Source organism: Acinetobacter sp. Root1280, assembly GCF_001425285.1.
In the GTDB taxonomy this organism is placed as follows: Bacteria; Pseudomonadota; Gammaproteobacteria; order Pseudomonadales; family Moraxellaceae; genus Acinetobacter; species Acinetobacter guillouiae.
Window position 1 is genome coordinate 474,174 of sequence record NZ_LMED01000001.1, and the last position, 15,826, is coordinate 489,999.

Below are 15,826 nucleotides of genomic sequence, written 5' to 3' on the forward strand. Positions count from 1 at the left end.
TTTTTCTTATTATAAAATTCATGCTGTTAATCTCATTTTATTTAAAAATAAAAAACTCTGTATTGTCTAATTGATGATTTAACAATGCATAACGAAAATCACGCATTAATTGTGATGATAATTCTCGCTTTTGCTCAACCAGCATTTTCAATAACTGTAAAAACTGACCATGACTAAATACCAGTAAATGATCATGTTGATAGTGTACTTTTAATGAATCCAAGTGTGAAATAAAGTCCGTAACGCGTTGATAAAAATTGGCAAAAGATTCAGCGCCTTCACTTGTCACTAGGTTCACATCTGCTTGATTCCAATAATCATCTACCCAAGGTTTTCGTTCCTCTAAAGTGGTATTTTTACATCGCGTATCGGATAAGTAAGAAAACTCCTGAATATCCAAAACTTGAGGTGTAATTTGATCTCGTAATAAAATTGGTTCAGCTGTTAGACGTGTACGGAGGAATGGCGAGATAAAAATTTGCTTTGCTGGAGGTAAAACATCAACAAGTTTTTGCGCCTGTTCATGTCCAAATTCGGTTAAAGGAATACTTGCATGTGACTCAGTTTTACCGTTTACATTACCCAAACTTTGTGCATGACGGATTAAATAAATACTCATATTCACCTTTACTATTTTAATTTTTAGACAACATTTAAAAAACAATGATAATTCAAAATCAATCATCTGGAATTTAACAAACGTTTGCAGAATAACAGTTGAGAAACTAACTCATATATTAGCGCTTTAGAAACAAAGTTTTCTCTACTGCTCTTCGGTTTACTAAACCTTGTACTGTTTTGCCACCTGCTTTGATCCAAACATCAAATTGATGACTGGCAGCTTGATAATCAGAGGCATTCAATAATTTTAATAAAGTTGAGTTTTTAAAAGCACCGATACCAATGTTATAGCTCAATGAAACCAACGCATCAAACTGATTTTGATTTAACGGCACATTTACAGCAGCACTTACTGCTTGTTCAAAACGCCTAAGGTCATATTGCATATAGTTTTTTGCTTGTTCAATGGTACAAGTATCACCATACTGAACAGCTTTTCCATGCGGGTAAATCGTCGTTCCATAACCGATGGTACACACACCAACACCATCATCATAGGCTTTAAGCTCTAATCCCTCAAAACCACAAATCAAATTCACACCTTGAGGACTTACATGAGTAATTTGATCTTGTGCAAAGCCAATCTCAGCATCTGTATCCACGGCCACTGCAATGTCTGAACCAGAATAAGCTTGATGATGTTTATTCAATGGTTTTGAAAACAACGTAGAAAATAACTTGGAAAAAAATTTAGACCAAAATTGCGTCATCAATAAAACTCAAAAAAAAAAGAAAAAGGTTATATCGCTGTACCTATACCACCCAATATTAAACATAGCTTTTTGAATAAATAAAGTTGTCTTTGGTTGCATTGGGTATAGATCTATTGATTTTAAATAGAAAAACTCCGCTCTTATCATAAGAAAGGAGTTTTATCTTCTTGTTGCTGTTGATATACATATAATTAAAACAAGAAATAACGCTGTGCCATTGGTAATACTTCAGCAGCTTCACAAGTTAGATGTACACCATCTGCACGAACTTCATAGGTTTCAGGATGCACATCCATCACAGGACAATAGTTATTATGTTTCATGTCTTGCTTAGTGATGTTTCTGGTATTTTTACAAGGTGAAATTAACTTCTTTAATTGTAATTTTTCAGCAACACCAAGTTCAATTGCGGCCTGTGACAAGAAAGTAATACAGGTATTATGTACGCCTCTTGGATATGCCCCAAACATTGGACGGTAATGTACCGGCTGAGGTGTTGGAATTGAGGCATTAATATCCCCCATTGGCGCTGCCGCAATCATACCACCTTTAATGATCATCGATGGTTTTACTCCAAAAAACGCAGGTTTCCACAACACCAAATCAGCAAGTTTCCCTTCTTCTATAGAACCAATTTCATGGCTTAAACCATGAGTAATGGCGGGATTTATTGTATATTTTGCAATATAACGCTTCACCCGATTATTATCATGGTACTGATTATCACCTTCTAATGGCCCACGTTGCACTTTCATTTTATGCGCTGTTTGCCAAGTACGTAAAATCACCTCACCCACACGCCCCATTGCTTGAGAGTCAGAAGACATCATTGAAATTGCGCCGAGATCTTGCAAAATATCTTCTGCTGCAATCGTTTCGCGACGAATACGACTCTCAGCAAATGCGACATCTTCAGCTATCGCTGGATCTAAATGGTGGCAGACCATGAGCATGTCTAAGTGTTCATCAATGGTATTGATGGTATATGGACGGGTTGGATTGGTTGAAGATGGTAAAACATTTGCCTGACCAATGGCTTTTAAAATATCAGGTGCATGACCACCACCCGCACCCTCAGTATGATAAGTGTGAATAGTACGATTTTTAAATGCCCCCAGTGTTTCTTCAAGGAAACCACTTTCATTTAAAGTATCAGTATGAATCGCAACTTGTACATCATATTCATCTGCCACAGTTAGACAATTATCAATTGCAGCAGGGGTAGAACCCCAATCTTCATGCAATTTCAGCCCCACCACACCCGCTTTAATCTGCTCCGCAATCGGTTCAGGTTGACTCAAATTACCTTTGCCCAATAAGCCAATATTCATAGGTAAATCATCAATGGCTTGCAGCATGGTTGAAATATGCCATGGCCCCGGTGTTACTGTTGTTGCCGATGTTCCTGCAGCAGGACCAGTACCACCACCAATCATGGTCGTTGTCCCCGACATTAACGCTGTTTCAACTTGTTGGGGGCAAATCCAGTGAATATGGGTATCTATTCCACCTGCTGTAAGTATTTGCCCTTCACCTGCAATCACCTCAGTTGCCGCACCCAGTGGAATGGTAATATCGGGTTGAATATCTGGATTGCCGGCTTTACCTATTTTCCAAATTCGCCCATTTTTTAATCCCACATCGGCTTTAATAATTCCCCACCAATCGACAATCAATGCGTTGGTAATCACCGTATCTGCAACATCTGCTGCAAGTAATTGAGATTGTCCCATCCCATCGCGAATAACTTTGCCACCACCAAATTTAACTTCTTCACCATAGGTCGTGAGGTCTTGTTCAACTTCTATAAAAAGTTCGGTATCTGCTAAACGTACTCGATCCCCAACGGTAGGACCAAACATTTCAGCATAAGCTCGACGTGACATTTTCATTTTGATTATCCTTTTAGTCCAACTTACCCATCACACGCCCTGCGAAACCATAGACTTCACGTTTTCCGACCAGTGCAACGATTTCTACATCACGTCGCTGCCCCGGTTCAAACCGAACCGCTGTACCAGCCGCAATATTTAAACGAAAACCTTTGGCACGTTCACGATCAAATTGCAAAGCATCGTTGGCTTCATAAAAATGAAAATGTGAACCCACTTGAATCGGTCGATCACCTATATTTGACACTGAAATTTTCAGTACGTCACGACCGACATTCATTTCAATATCACAATCAGGTGTAATAATTTCACCAGGGATCATATGCTTATCCTAATTTTGAAGAAGTGTTCTATACAATCGGTTGATGGACTGTGACGAGCTTCGAGCCATCTGGAAAAGTAGCCTCTACTTGCACTTCGGCAATCATCTCAGGCACACCCTCCATCACATCATCACGACTGAGTAAGGTAGTGCCAAAATGCATCAACTCACTGACAGTCATTCCATCTCGCGCACCTTCAAGCAGTGCTGCGGAAATAAATGCAATAGATTCAGGATAATTGAGTTTTAATCCACGTGCTTTGCGACGTTCTGCAACCAAACCCGCTGTAAAAATCAGCAGTTTGTCTTTTTCAGTAGGATTGAGTTCCATATGTATTTCCTAAAGTTCTCACATTTTTTTATGCAAAATATGTGCTCAGTTTTAAATTAAACACGCAGATTTTATTTCTAAAAGGTGATCTTTAAATGAATCAAGTTCGCCAAATGCGTGGAAATGCTTCATCCAAATCAAACCAATATCGCCTTAATCTGGCGCGAATTGCTGCAAAAGCATCATGACAATGTCGAACATCATCGCCTAAAAAACGTGCACTGATGACATCCCCCAATAAGGTTAACCTTACAGGCATATCCATTCGCATCATCAACTCACGAATTAAATCAATATGTGCCTCTAAATAAATGTTTGCTCGAAATTTTTCGGGAGGAACTGCCCATAAACTCCCCATAACGGCATGATTATTCATGCCTAGACAAGAACTTAGCCAACGATCATTGCCTTTAAAACTCAGTGTGTCTGCCACCAGTAACTGCTGATTTCGCCATAATTTAAAATGACTGTGATAAGCACCAGATTGAAATTTTTCATCTCGAGCTTGACGACCAATTACCAACATATCCCAACCTATAAAGCTTGCTGTCTGATCAAGCTGAATCAAGGTTTCTGAGTGAGCATTGGCACCATCAAATAACATGGTTTCTTGAGGAAGCCATTCAAATACAGCATTGTGTTTAACTGAGATATGGATATGTTGATAAGCTTGTTTGCCATTGGTTCGATACCATTTACCAGCACCTGGGGTTGTGACTAAGGCATGGGCAGCATCATCTACACTGATCTCAAATGTTAAATGATCGCCACCTGCAATACCCGCAGGCGGATGGACAATAATCGCATGACAAATTCCAGTTTTTTCTGGCCACAGCATCTTTTGCACACGTACAGGTCCAAAATGTCTACGATGCGCCAATATCGTTCGCTCAGTTTGAGCCTGAAAACCCAATTCGAGTTTGGCATACCAAAGGCGCTGATCAGGAAGATATTCCACTAAACTTATCATGGCCGCCTTTATAAATTGATATTCGCAATTAAGCGCTTAAACATTAAGCCAAACCAATAACCGCAACGATTGCAGCCAAAGTACCAATAATTTTCTTGCCATATGGAACGTACTTTTTGATAAAAGCACCAATGCCTAATCCACCCGCATAGATCAATGTCATTGCTGTCACCATACCTAAAATCAGTAAGCTGGCATGACCTGATTGGCCTAATTCAGCGCCATGTGCAACACCGTGAAAACTTGCCAATAGAACTGCTGTAATAGGTAAAACTTGATTTGATTTTGTCCAAAGTGCTATAGCCAATAAAACCAATGACGCAATAATGCCGTACTCAGCAACTGCTGCTGGAATAAATCCTTGGCTACCGATCATAAAGCCAATCACCATCGCTACAGCTAATCCAATCAAGCCGAAAAGCTTCCAGCGTTGATTTGCCGTCCACATCAATACACCAAATGCGATTGCCATCATCAAATGATCTAAACCTGTAAATGGATGAATAAAGCCTGCCCAAAAACCGGTATGGTGATCATGTCCAGGGTGAGCTAAAGCCAATACAGGTAAATATGCAGCACATGCCATCAGACTGTGTTTTAAAAAACGCATTCAAATTCTCCTTTGATTATTTTTCAATTCAAATAATTACAATTATTTTTAATATCGCGAATAAGCTTTAATCTCTACGCTAGCTAAGCTTTAAATAAACCTTGTTTTTCAATAAACTCAATAATTTGCTTTAAACCATCTTGAGTTTTCATATTTGAAAATAGAAAAGGTTTGTCACCACGCATGCGTTTTGCATCTTGATCCATTACATCGAGATTTGCACCGACCATTGGGGCTAAATCTGTTTTGTTTATAATCAATAAATCCGACTTGGTAATGCCGGGACCACCTTTACGTGGGATCTTTTCACCACCCGCAACATCAATCACATAAAGGGTTAAATCAGATAATTCGGGACTAAAGGTAGCGGCTAGATTATCTCCACCACTTTCGATAATAATCAGCTCTAAACCATCAAATTTTTCACAAAGATCATCAATTGCAGCCAAGTTAATTGAAGCATCTTCACGAATTGCAGTATGTGGACAACCACCTGTCTCAACACCAACAATACGTTCTGGTGACATCGCTTCATGACGAGTTAAAAAATTAGAATCTTCTTTGGTATAGATATCGTTGGTCACAACCGCCATATTATATTTGTTGCGTAAAGCAAGGCATAAATTCAAGGTTAATGCTGTTTTACCTGAACCAACAGGACCACCTATTCCAACACGTAAAGGGCTACGTTCTGTCATCATTTTTTCCTTTTCTATGCTTCATTCTCAATAAAAAATAGCGAATGAAACGTGTCATTTATGATCTGAATAATCGTGAATATAAAGTTTCATGCGACATACTTAACATCGCATAATTGGGCAAAGCACTACTTAACTCATCATCTTCTAAGGCCAAGGCACGCACTACGGCTTGAGGAATTAAGCCATGTAAGTGCCACAAAATTCTTTGACCGCTCATTTGCCCTAAAGGGACAGTTTTAACCGCACCTAGCACTTGGTTCTCTAAAACAGTAAAGCTATATGCCGTCAGTACATCCACCAGATTAAGTTTTAATGTCCCACATAAATGTGCGTAAACTGGTACAAAACCAAACTGCTTTTTAATCTCAGGTTGCTGTTTTAAAACATCACGAATCCAAGCATTCATAGAAAATGCCAACTGCTGAGATTCAGCCCGTAATTCTTTCGACTCACGGCTCGCTTTATAAAAGTTAGCCCAATTTAAAAATTCAGCTTCGTCTAAATAATGTTGCATCAGACGTTTTAAAACGGGGAGTTCAAACCTAACCAGCAACATTTCCAGCACTTCTTCAAAATAAGCAATACTGCTTGCTTCATCATGAATCAAACCCTGATCAATCGCACTTTCTACCCCTTGCGAATAGCAATATGCACCGATGGGTAAGGCTGTCGATGACAGGGTCAATAGACTTAATAGTTGAGATGCGTTAGTGATGGACATGATGTAAAGCCTTAATCGGGCTTAAACGATGATCATGCTGATGTTGTGCATATGCCCCACTTTCAGGTTCAAATGGATGTTCAACTTCATCTACTGTCAGCCCTAAACCTTGAATCATTTCTGCAAGGACATGATCAGGTTCAAAATAAAGTGCTGTTGGAGTAAGCATTAATGGGACATGGCGATTTCCCAGATGATATGCAGCTTTAAGTAAGTCAAAACTATGCAGTGCCGAAACTTGCATTAATTTTTCAGCTTTGGCATCTACACGTAACACTTCACCTTGTTCAGTTGCAATATAAGAACCACTACGCAAAATGCCTGTACGTGGTAAATCCGCACCAATATCGCGCCCATTATTTAAAGTTGCACGAAAACGGCTCTTTTGCCGAGTATCAAAAGTCAATTCAATACTTTCAGCCTCAATGTTTGACTCTATATGGTCTAGACGTTGCGTATAAATTTTCATACTGATCCACTTATCTATGGCACTTGATTTAAAATGTTCCAAATTGATGCCAAAATTTTATTCATAAATATCGGTTTGCATTAAATTAAAGCATTTATCATGCCAGTTTTTAGAATCGTAAGAATTCAAAATGCATCATATTTAGAACGCTAGCCTAAAACCTGAGATCAAATTTACATGAGCGAGATTTCAATAAAAAATCAGGACAATTAAACGTTACAAAATAAAACCATAATAAAATTATGTGTATTTCACAAAAGCTTGAAATAACACACTTTTGATCAACTAAAATTCTCATCGACAATTTGCGACTAACAGCGCAATGTGTTATCAATGAATAAATAATCAGACAAAAAAGGGAGAAACTTATAATGGCTTATCAACACATACTGCTTGCTGTAGATGACTCTCCTATTTCTTATGCTGCACTTGAACATGCAGAGAAAATTGCACTTGCTTTTAACTGTAAAATTACTGTGATGAGTGTGATCGCAGTTGATCCTTTTAAAGGCGTCGATTTTTATAAAATAGCGCCTGCTGTAACTCAATATTTATTTGAAGCTGAAAAAAATGCTTTAGCACGTTTAAAAGATATTCAAGAAACTTTAGTTCACCATGGTGTAACGACAGTAGATACCAAAGTGGTGCGTGAAGTTCCTCCTGCTACTGGAATTTTAGATGTTGCAGATGAACTCAATGTGGACCTTATTGTGATGGGTTCCCATGGACGTACTGGTCTGAAGAAATTCTTCTTAGGGAGTGTTGCACAAGAAGTGTTGTCTATTTCTCCACTGCCTGTGTTGATTATTAAATCTACCCAAGAAGAAGCTTAATTTTTATTTGAAATGTTAATTAAAAAGGTGTGATTATGACTTATCAAAATATTCTTGTCCCAGTTGACGGTTCTGACATTTCTTTTTCTGCATTAAAACATGCTGCTGCGATTGCAAAAGCCTTTGGAAGTAAAGTCACTGCGATCAGTGTCGTTGCTGAAGACCCTTTTGCTGCTGCTGATTTTTACTATTCGCCAGATATGTTAAAAGATTACATTCAAGAAGCAATTAAAAATGCGGAAGAAGGTTTGAGCAAAGCCAAACAATTGGCTGAACAGCAAGGTGTTCAAATTGATACACAAGTCGTGAGAGACTCGGTTGCAGCTGAAACCATCATTAAAACTGCTGAATCATTACATACAGATTTAATTATCATGGGATCACATGGGCGTAAAGGCTTCCAAAAGTTTTTCTTAGGCAGCTTTGCGCAAGATGTACTGGGTCAAACCAAACTTCCTGTATTGATTGTCAAACAGTGATTGATTAGGGTCTGTTGACATTCCATAAATGGCTTGCGTCGTAGAAGAATTGCCAACCGCTCCTAAAAACCAAATAAATAAAACCCAGTTTAGCTGGGTTTTATTTATGCAATGTCTATATCAAAGATAACTTGGGAAACTATTAAACTGCGATAACTTTGACTAAAATGGTTTGAGATTCTTCAAAATCATCAAAAATTTGCTTACGGCTAAGTTCTTTGGACTTTACTTTAAAATTATGATTTTGATAGTGAATGATCTCAGGTATTTGATCAAAATAATTTCCTTCGGCTTCAATACTTTCTTCAAATAAGGCTGTGCCAAGCTGATATTCTCTACTTTTTAAGACAACATACTTAACAGTCGTTTTCATCATTCGCACTCCATTTTCATATGCACTTTATTTTTATTTATATCACTTTTTGACGCATTTGAAATATAAAAATTTATCATATTGCATAGTAATTCTACAATTGACCCAAAAAAGGAAAACCCACCTGTTGAGAAGTGGGTTGACTGCATATTTACAGACTTTACGCTGATTATTCTTTTAACTTTCTTTGATTGTTATTTGATGCTTATTCTTGGTTTTTGTTGTTTGTGCAATCATTATGGCAAATGAATATGACAAACTTATTTCAACTCAGCGTTCTTTTGATTAATTTTTTCTCTGATAAGCCATGTGGAGCTAACATCATGATTTATATTTAAAAAAATTAAAAAAATAATTAAATTTATGACTCGATATGCTTATTTTTTATTTGGTTTTCTTGCAAATTCCCTCAATTCACTTATAGTTAAATTATTGAATATAAATAATTAATTTAGAGTCATACCAATGCTTTTAAAACAATGTTGTGATCTGCTTGAAAGAAAGAATTTAACAGTCGCATTTATTGAAAGTGCAAGTTCTGGTTATTTATCCAGCCAATTTTCGATCTATAAAAATAGTGGTGCAGATATTTTATTAGGGGGCTTAGTCAGTTACGACCCTTCTATTAAAATTTCAATTTTACAGATAGATCCATCCCTCATCGAAAAATATAGCGCTGAATCAGTTGAAGTCACTAAAGCGATGGCAATTCAAGGGAAAAAGCTCTTTAGCGCTGCAGATATCGTTGTCAGTTGTACCGGCTTACTTAAACCTGGTGGTAGTGCTAGTATTGAAAAACCAGAAGGTACTTTTTTTATCTCAATCCATTATCAAAACACATTGTCGAATTTTAAATATTTTATTGAAGGTGAGCCGTTGACTCGTTTAAATCAATTAACTGAAAATGTAGCAAAGGAAATATTAAAAATCTTAAATTTTGTTTAAGATTTATGCTATGCCTTAACTGAAATACAAATTACTGAAATATTTAATTCACTTTTTAACTAAAAAGCGGTAAATTTTACATAGATTATCAACATATCAATAACACAAATGAACTTATTAGGAAGCGGTATGAAACTTCAATTTGCGGTAATTTCTTCTTTAGCATGTTTAACTTTGGCGGGTTGTGCTGGCTCTTATCCAGAAAGAGTTGTTACAAAAGGCCCTTTAATCTGTGAAGCAAATGAAGTTTGCCCTGAACTTTCTATGCGTTGGAAAGATGAAGTCCGTGATGGCTTTAAAATCACAGCAGAAATTAACAATCCAACAAAATATGATATTACCCAATTTGTCTTCTTAGTGGATGGTCAGCCATATACATATTCAACCATTAACTCGACACAATACGCGGGTACAGTTTCATCAAACTCGATTAATGTTCCTGTCAGCTTTCTTAACTCATTCCGTAATGGTAAAGAAATCTCACTTAAATTGGTAACCAACCAGGGTGATGTTGAACGTTCAATCTTAAAGGCAGATGGTCAACAGTCTTCTGCATACTTGACTTTCTTAAAGGGTTATACAGGTCAAATTGTTACTCAATAAGACTGAGCAGCATAGATATAAAAAAACCAGACAAAATGTCTGGTTTTTTTAACTCAAAATCTTTAACTTAAAATAATGAATCCAAGATCATTCAGCTAAATTTGTTGAGCAACAAGTATTAAGTAAAAAACAAATCATTTGAAATTTACTCTAATAATTAAAGGTATTTCAAAACTAAAATACCCTCTCTTATCTCAAATATATTTGCTATTTAGGTTCAATTGGGGCAAATGGTGCAACCACATCCGCATTTTGTGCACGGTGACGCATAAAATGATCCATCAATACAATGGCAAGCATGGCTTCAGCAATAGGTGTCGCACGCACGCCCACACAAGGATCGTGACGACCTTTGGTGAGTACATCTGTATCTTCACGATCTAGATTAATGGTTTTCCCTGGTGTAGTAATACTTGCGGTTGGTTTTAACGCAATCGCTACACGGATGGTTTGGCCTGAAGAAATACCACCGAGAATACCACCAGCATGATTGGCTAAAAACCCTTCGGTGCTAAGTTCATCACGCGTTTCATGACCAAATTGTTCTGCAACTGCAAAACCATCTCCAATTTCAACACCTTTCACCGCATTGATTGACATCATGGCATGAGCAATATCAGCATCTAAACGATCAAATACGGGTTCACCCCAACCTACAGGTACTTTTTCTGCAAGGATCTCAAGCTTTGCACCACAACTGGTCCCCTGTTCACGTAATGATGTCACCAGCGCTTCAAAACGTGGAACTGCATTGACATCACCACAGAAGAATGGATTATTCGGAAGTTCATTCCAATCTAAAGCTTGTGCTTTTTCTGTACCAATTTGCGTCACATGTCCACGAATCACAATCGCAAATTTCTCAAAAAGAAATTTCTTTGCAATCGCACCCGCTGCCACACGCATCGCCGTTTCACGTGCGCTTGAACGACCACCACCACGATAATCACGGAAACCATACTTTTGCGTATAAGTATAATCCGCATGGCCTGGGCGGAAAGTTTGCGCAATATTGCCATAATCTTTAGATTTTTGATCTGTATTACGGATCAATAAACCAATTGAAGTTCCTGTCGTTTTACCTTCAAAAACTCCAGAAATGATCTCAACCTCATCTGGCTCTTTACGCTGAGTGGCAAACTTAGAAGTGCCCGGTTTACGACGATCTAAATCAATTTGTAAATCTTCAGCAGATAATTCAAGACCCGGTGGCACACCATCAACAATTGCCATCAAGCCTACGCCGTGAGATTCACCACAAGTCGTTACACGGAAGAGTTGTCCAATACTGTTACCTGCCATGCTTACGACTCCTTAAGCTTGAATAGATTGAATAAATAAATCACGGAATGTACGACATTGTTCAGCAGTCAAAGCAAAAATACCTGTACCGCCTTTTTGGAACTGTAACCAGTAAAAATCAATCGTATTAAAATTCTGTTTCATTGCCCATTCTGAGTTACCCACTTCAATCACGATTAAACCGTCTTCAGTTAAATAATCAGCAGCTTGAGCCAACATTTTTCTCACTAAATCCAAACCATCTTGGCCTGCTGCTAAAGCAAGTTCAGGTTCATGATGGAATTCATCTGGAAGATCAGCCATATCTTCAGCATCCACATACGGTGGATTTGAAACGATCAAATCATATTGATTTTCAGCTGGAATTTTGGCAAACAAATCTGACTCAAGCAAAGCCACCTGATATTGCTTATTGTGATGCTCCGCATTAATAGAAGCCACTTCTAATGCTTCTTTAGAAATATCAGTTGCATCTACTTCTGAATCAGGGAATGCATATGCCAGCGCGATCGCAATACAACCTGAACCCGTACACATATCTAAGATACGTTGCGGTGTTTTAGGATTAGGGTTTTCAGGTAAGTTATTCACGCCTGCACGAGTTTGCCCATTTTCATCTAAACAATAAGGTGCAAAACGGTTTTCGATCAATTCAGCAATCGGTGAACGAGGAATTAACACACGCTCATCAACATAGAATGGCTTACCAAAGAAATAAGAGAGGTTAAGTAAATAAGAGGTTGGAATTCTTTCATTTACACGACGTTCGAGTAGATTTAAAAACTCAGCTTTTTCACTTGGCAATAATTTTGAATCTAAAATTTCAGCATCCGCCTTCCATTCCAAAGAAAGCGTTTGTAAAACCAAGGCAGAACTTTCTGCGAAATAATCTTCTGTACCTTGACCCAAATGTGCATCGTATTGACGTAAAGCTGTAACCCCAAAACGAATAAAATCACGAATTGTTGATAGGTTTTCAGCAGCTTCCTGTAAATGTTCAGGGCTAATAGTCGGTCGATCCACTTAAGGTTTCTCCAAGGTCATATTTTTAAACGCCTTATGATACCTTGTTTTGCATGACATTTATAATGCTTTACGACAATTTACTTAGCAATTATTTTATAGCGCAATAAAGCACTATAAACGATAGCTTTGTTTCTCTAACATATTGGCTCTATTGACTGTTTGTTTGAGGGCACAATTGTAATACTTCATTTTATAATCATCAGAAACTGATTTATTCGACTCACCACACTGCTGATCTCGAAGTTTAAACCATTGTTTCTGATATTTCTTTTGAGCTTTCTGTTGCTTGTCTGTATACAGATCCAACGTCTGTTTAAATAATGATTTCAAACGATCATCTTGCTTACTCAACTCAGTTTTCATACAGCTGGCAAGTGTTGCCGAGCTTGAACCTGCCGAATTCATACAGTTTAAGTAGTCTGAACTATAACCGATCGCCTGAGTGTGCATCGGCAATAATACAACTAAACTGATACCCCAATACTTTAAATACATCCAATTCCCCTATCCCAAAATCATTATTTTAATCCAAAGAACTCAGGCACTGATTGTCAACAATCCCCTATGCAAAAGAGTGTAAAAGATTTGAAACTAAATACAATCATTGCAGATAAATTATTGTTAAAACTTGATTTAAAGCAATCAACTTTATTTCACCATGTCACTCGTTTTTTAGATTTATTTTCAAGCCTATTGTTGTATGTTTTTAAAAAAATCAATGCGCTTGGTTATAAAATATAAACTTATTTGTGGCAAAATTGCTGAGATTGAGCGCTTAACTTGAAATTGGGTCATTTCACCTTTATATATACAACAAGTTTTTAAATATTTATGAATTTAGTCAATTTATGAGCTACAAACATAATAACCTCATGGCAATGCGTCAGTCATGGTGGGATGATGAATCCACTCCAAATGTTAAAATTGAAAAGCAATTTTTTCAACAAACCCTCACTGAACAAGGTGTTTACGAAGCGCCTTCTCTAGACGATGTAAAATATTTTTTCTTTAGCTTGCCCAGCATTATCATTGTTAAGGGCTATGCACTTGGTTTTACTAATCAAAGCGTTAAAGATCTGATCATCAATTACATTGCTTCAAATAAGCAAGGTTTAATACTCCGGAAAGAGCTTAAAATCCAATTTAGAATGTAAATTTTAATATTGCTTAGGCTATTTTGATGGAATTAATTTAATTCCCCCCATTCAGCGAATTGAACTGTTTAAATACAGTCATTCCATGTAATATTCCTTACAATTAGTCATCTTTTTATCTTTTCGAATCTCTTATAAAGGATTTTATCTTCATGTCAGATCAGAACGAAAAGCTCAAACAGTTAAAAACCTCATCAATGGATCGTCGCTTATCAATTGCAAAAGCATCGTTATTGGCAGGTACACGCTGGGCGGCTTCAAGTGCGAGTTCAATCTTTTCAAGTGAAGAAGAAAAAGAAAAAAAACGTAAACAAGCTATGAAAGAACAAGCCAATTACCTTGTTCAAGAAATTGGCAAGCTAAAAGGCTCAATTGTTAAAATCGGTCAAATGATGGCGCTTTATGGCGAGCATTTTTTACCTGAAGAAATAACTCAAGCATTAAACACCCTCAATAATCAAACAGTTGCCCTTGCATGGCCTGCGATTAAAGAGCAATTGGTCAGTCAATTGGGTTCAAAACTCAACGATCTCACCATTGATCATGAGCCGATTGGTACAGCTTCGCTGGCTCAGGTTCACCGCGCAACACGTAAGTCAGATGGATTGGAGCTGGTTCTTAAAATCCAATATCCAGGTGTAGCCGACGCCATAGACTCAGATATGAGTCTATTTCGAAATATGCTTAAATTGACACGTATGGTGCCACAAACCCGTGAGTTCGATCAGTGGTTTGATGAAGTGCGTGAAATGATGCATCGTGAAGTTGATTATAAAGTTGAAGCGGCAACAACCCGTCGTTTTGGCCAGCGACTTAAAGAAGATCCACGTTATGGCGTGCCACAAATTATTGATGACTATTGTACCAATCAAGTCCTTTGCATGACTTTTGAACGTGGTGTACCCATCAACAGCCCTGTCATGCTGTCTTTACCACAAGAACGACGTAATCTTTTAGGTGAAGCATCACTTGAAATCGCAGTTCGTGAATTGTTTGAGTGGGGCGAAATGCAAACCGACCCGAACTTTGGCAATTACCTTGTTCGCTTGGGCAATGGTGAAGAAATAAAAGATAAAATTATTTTGTTAGATTTTGGCGCTATACGTCAGTTCGATGACCAATTACTTCGCGTAGCTTGTAATTTAATTAAAGCGGGCTATAACCACGATGCAGAAGCAATGGTTAATGCGATGTCGGGCTATGAGTTCTTTGATGCAATGCCTTTAAGCATTAAACCCGATATGGCAAAAGTATTTTTATTGGCAACAGAAGCATTTAGTACACCTTTAAATAATCCAGATTTACCTGCTGGGGTGATGGATCAACATAACCGCTATGACTGGAAAAAAAGCCAGCTACATAGCCGTGTGATGCAACGTGCTTCAAAATCAATGGCTTCACGTTATTTCAGTATTCCACCAAAAGAATTTATGTTTATCAGTCGTAAATTTATTGGTGCTTATACATTTATGACGGTGATTGAAGCAAAGACCAATGTCCGTAAAATGATTGTACCTTTTGTTTAATCTTTTTAGTTTTCATACAGGCTAAACGAGATTGTAAAAGTTTTAAAAATGTCACTTTTACCAATACCCAACAAATGTTGGGTTTTTTTATTTTAAAATAAATAATAAAAATCAAAATATTAATAACAAATACACCCTCTTCTCTACCATTCATCCAAGGTCAATCACTTTGTCAACTTTGACATAGTTTTTTATTTTTATGCATGTCAGGATTGTTGTATACCGACACTAAAAT

General features: G+C 37.5%; 20 protein-coding genes. 6 read left to right on the top strand and 14 right to left on the bottom strand.

The features are described from left to right. Positions 1 to 37: 37 nt before the first annotated feature. From ASC84_RS02285 to ureE, 10 genes are all read right to left on the bottom strand, one after another. Positions 38 to 619 carry a histidine phosphatase family protein gene (locus tag ASC84_RS02285; protein WP_056511292.1) on the bottom strand — a complete coding sequence of 194 codons (582 nt, stop codon included), beginning with the start codon at positions 617 to 619 and terminating at the stop codon, positions 38 to 40. A gap of 118 nt (positions 620 to 737) precedes the next feature. Further along, on the bottom strand, positions 738 to 1,331 hold the full coding sequence (locus tag ASC84_RS02290) for a lysozyme (RefSeq protein ID WP_056511295.1): 594 nt from the start codon (positions 1,329 to 1,331) through the stop codon (positions 738 to 740). Positions 1,332 to 1,525: 194 nt separating this feature from the next. Next, positions 1,526 to 3,226: an urease subunit alpha gene (ureC, locus tag ASC84_RS02295; protein WP_056511298.1), complete on the bottom strand. Its 1,701-nt coding sequence runs from the start codon at positions 3,224 to 3,226 to the stop codon at positions 1,526 to 1,528. 13 nt (positions 3,227 to 3,239) lie between these two features. Beyond that, positions 3,240 to 3,548 carry an urease subunit beta gene (locus ASC84_RS02300; RefSeq protein ID WP_004720299.1) on the bottom strand — a complete coding sequence of 103 codons (309 nt, stop codon included), beginning with the start codon at positions 3,546 to 3,548 and terminating at the stop codon, positions 3,240 to 3,242. A 28-nt stretch (positions 3,549 to 3,576) separates the two neighbouring features. Beyond that, positions 3,577 to 3,879, bottom strand: coding sequence for an urease subunit gamma (gene ureA / locus ASC84_RS02305; protein WP_004720298.1), 303 nt, complete (start codon positions 3,877 to 3,879; stop codon positions 3,577 to 3,579). A 100-nt stretch (positions 3,880 to 3,979) separates the two neighbouring features. Then, on the bottom strand, positions 3,980 to 4,849 hold the full coding sequence (locus ASC84_RS02310; protein ID WP_056511301.1) for an urease accessory protein UreD: 870 nt from the start codon (positions 4,847 to 4,849) through the stop codon (positions 3,980 to 3,982). Between the two features lie 43 nt (positions 4,850 to 4,892). Then, a complete protein-coding gene (locus ASC84_RS02315; protein WP_056511304.1) occupies positions 4,893 to 5,459 on the bottom strand; it encodes a HupE/UreJ family protein in 567 nt (188 codons plus the stop codon). Positions 5,460 to 5,542: 83 nt separating this feature from the next. Beyond that, positions 5,543 to 6,157, bottom strand: a complete 615-nt coding sequence (ureG, locus tag ASC84_RS02320; protein ID WP_004720292.1) for an urease accessory protein UreG — start codon at positions 6,155 to 6,157, stop codon at positions 5,543 to 5,545. Positions 6,158 to 6,215: 58 nt separating this feature from the next. After that, positions 6,216 to 6,881, bottom strand: coding sequence for an urease accessory protein UreF (locus ASC84_RS02325; RefSeq protein WP_004720290.1), 666 nt, complete (start codon positions 6,879 to 6,881; stop codon positions 6,216 to 6,218). Further along, positions 6,868 to 7,350 (bottom strand): urease accessory protein UreE, encoded by a 483-nt coding sequence (gene ureE / locus ASC84_RS02330; protein WP_004720288.1) that lies wholly within the window; start codon positions 7,348 to 7,350, stop codon positions 6,868 to 6,870. The genes ASC84_RS02325 and ureE overlap by 14 nt, the downstream gene beginning before the upstream one ends. 371 nt (positions 7,351 to 7,721) lie before the next feature. On the opposite strand from ureE, the gene ASC84_RS02335 reads away from it, so the two are divergent. Together ASC84_RS02335 and ASC84_RS02340 are read left to right on the top strand one after the other, a co-directional pair. After that, the gene (locus tag ASC84_RS02335; RefSeq protein ID WP_056511305.1) at positions 7,722 to 8,183 is read left to right on the top strand and encodes a universal stress protein; all 462 of its coding nucleotides are present in this window, start codon (positions 7,722 to 7,724) and stop codon (positions 8,181 to 8,183) included. Positions 8,184 to 8,218: 35 nt separating this feature from the next. Further along, entirely contained in the window at positions 8,219 to 8,662 is a 444-nt protein-coding gene (locus tag ASC84_RS02340) for a universal stress protein (RefSeq protein ID WP_004720284.1), read from the top strand. 142 nt (positions 8,663 to 8,804) lie between these two features. Here ASC84_RS02340 and ASC84_RS02345 read toward each other — a convergent pair whose 3' ends face one another. Next, a complete protein-coding gene (locus tag ASC84_RS02345) occupies positions 8,805 to 9,035 on the bottom strand; it encodes a hypothetical protein (RefSeq protein ID WP_035372252.1) in 231 nt (76 codons plus the stop codon). A 465-nt stretch (positions 9,036 to 9,500) separates the two neighbouring features. On the opposite strand from ASC84_RS02345, the gene ASC84_RS02350 reads away from it, so the two are divergent. Then, on the top strand, positions 9,501 to 9,980 hold the full coding sequence (locus tag ASC84_RS02350) for a CinA family protein (RefSeq protein WP_056511309.1): 480 nt from the start codon (positions 9,501 to 9,503) through the stop codon (positions 9,978 to 9,980). Between the two features lie 129 nt (positions 9,981 to 10,109). Then, the gene (locus ASC84_RS02355; RefSeq protein ID WP_056511312.1) at positions 10,110 to 10,583 is read left to right on the top strand and encodes a hypothetical protein; all 474 of its coding nucleotides are present in this window, start codon (positions 10,110 to 10,112) and stop codon (positions 10,581 to 10,583) included. Between the two features lie 207 nt (positions 10,584 to 10,790). On the opposite strand, the gene aroC is transcribed toward ASC84_RS02355, so the two are convergent. The 3 genes from aroC to ASC84_RS02370 all read right to left on the bottom strand — a co-directional run bounded on the left by aroC (position 10,791) and on the right by ASC84_RS02370 (position 13,406). After that, positions 10,791 to 11,885: a chorismate synthase gene (gene aroC / locus ASC84_RS02360; RefSeq protein ID WP_056511315.1), complete on the bottom strand. Its 1,095-nt coding sequence runs from the start codon at positions 11,883 to 11,885 to the stop codon at positions 10,791 to 10,793. Between the two features lie 12 nt (positions 11,886 to 11,897). Further along, positions 11,898 to 12,908, bottom strand: coding sequence for a 50S ribosomal protein L3 N(5)-glutamine methyltransferase (gene prmB / locus ASC84_RS02365; RefSeq protein ID WP_004720275.1), 1,011 nt, complete (start codon positions 12,906 to 12,908; stop codon positions 11,898 to 11,900). Between the two features lie 114 nt (positions 12,909 to 13,022). Next, positions 13,023 to 13,406 (bottom strand): lysozyme inhibitor LprI family protein, encoded by a 384-nt coding sequence (locus tag ASC84_RS02370; protein ID WP_056511317.1) that lies wholly within the window; start codon positions 13,404 to 13,406, stop codon positions 13,023 to 13,025. Between the two features lie 353 nt (positions 13,407 to 13,759). Here ASC84_RS02370 and ASC84_RS02375 point away from each other — a divergent pair, with 353 nt between their 5' ends. Both ASC84_RS02375 and ASC84_RS02380 read left to right on the top strand, forming a co-directional pair. Further along, entirely contained in the window at positions 13,760 to 14,065 is a 306-nt protein-coding gene (locus tag ASC84_RS02375; RefSeq protein WP_004720270.1) for a hypothetical protein, read from the top strand. Positions 14,066 to 14,217: 152 nt separating this feature from the next. Next, entirely contained in the window at positions 14,218 to 15,591 is a 1,374-nt protein-coding gene (locus ASC84_RS02380) for an AarF/ABC1/UbiB kinase family protein (protein ID WP_004720267.1), read from the top strand. Positions 15,592 to 15,826: the final 235 nt, after the last annotated feature.

Coding starts and splice junctions, on each gene's coding strand:
- ASC84_RS02285 (WP_056511292.1), bottom strand. CDS start 619: ATGAGTATTTATTTAATCCGTCATGCACAAAGTTTGGGTAATGTAAAC.
- ASC84_RS02290 (WP_056511295.1), bottom strand. CDS start 1,331: ATGACGCAATTTTGGTCTAAATTTTTTTCCAAGTTATTTTCTACGTTG.
- ureC (WP_056511298.1), bottom strand. CDS start 3,226: ATGAAAATGTCACGTCGAGCTTATGCTGAAATGTTTGGTCCTACCGTT.
- ASC84_RS02300 (WP_004720299.1), bottom strand. CDS start 3,548: ATGATCCCTGGTGAAATTATTACACCTGATTGTGATATTGAAATGAAT.
- ureA (WP_004720298.1), bottom strand. CDS start 3,879: ATGGAACTCAATCCTACTGAAAAAGACAAACTGCTGATTTTTACAGCG.
- ASC84_RS02310 (WP_056511301.1), bottom strand. CDS start 4,849: ATGATAAGTTTAGTGGAATATCTTCCTGATCAGCGCCTTTGGTATGCC.
- ASC84_RS02315 (WP_056511304.1), bottom strand. CDS start 5,459: ATGCGTTTTTTAAAACACAGTCTGATGGCATGTGCTGCATATTTACCT.
- ureG (WP_004720292.1), bottom strand. CDS start 6,157: ATGACAGAACGTAGCCCTTTACGTGTTGGAATAGGTGGTCCTGTTGGT.
- ASC84_RS02325 (WP_004720290.1), bottom strand. CDS start 6,881: ATGTCCATCACTAACGCATCTCAACTATTAAGTCTATTGACCCTGTCA.
- ureE (WP_004720288.1), bottom strand. CDS start 7,350: ATGAAAATTTATACGCAACGTCTAGACCATATAGAGTCAAACATTGAG.
- ASC84_RS02335 (WP_056511305.1), top strand. CDS start 7,722: ATGGCTTATCAACACATACTGCTTGCTGTAGATGACTCTCCTATTTCT.
- ASC84_RS02340 (WP_004720284.1), top strand. CDS start 8,219: ATGACTTATCAAAATATTCTTGTCCCAGTTGACGGTTCTGACATTTCT.
- ASC84_RS02345 (WP_035372252.1), bottom strand. CDS start 9,035: ATGAAAACGACTGTTAAGTATGTTGTCTTAAAAAGTAGAGAATATCAG.
- ASC84_RS02350 (WP_056511309.1), top strand. CDS start 9,501: ATGCTTTTAAAACAATGTTGTGATCTGCTTGAAAGAAAGAATTTAACA.
- ASC84_RS02355 (WP_056511312.1), top strand. CDS start 10,110: ATGAAACTTCAATTTGCGGTAATTTCTTCTTTAGCATGTTTAACTTTG.
- aroC (WP_056511315.1), bottom strand. CDS start 11,885: ATGGCAGGTAACAGTATTGGACAACTCTTCCGTGTAACGACTTGTGGT.
- ASC84_RS02370 (WP_056511317.1), bottom strand. CDS start 13,406: ATGTATTTAAAGTATTGGGGTATCAGTTTAGTTGTATTATTGCCGATG.
- ASC84_RS02375 (WP_004720270.1), top strand. CDS start 13,760: ATGAGCTACAAACATAATAACCTCATGGCAATGCGTCAGTCATGGTGG.
- ASC84_RS02380 (WP_004720267.1), top strand. CDS start 14,218: ATGTCAGATCAGAACGAAAAGCTCAAACAGTTAAAAACCTCATCAATG.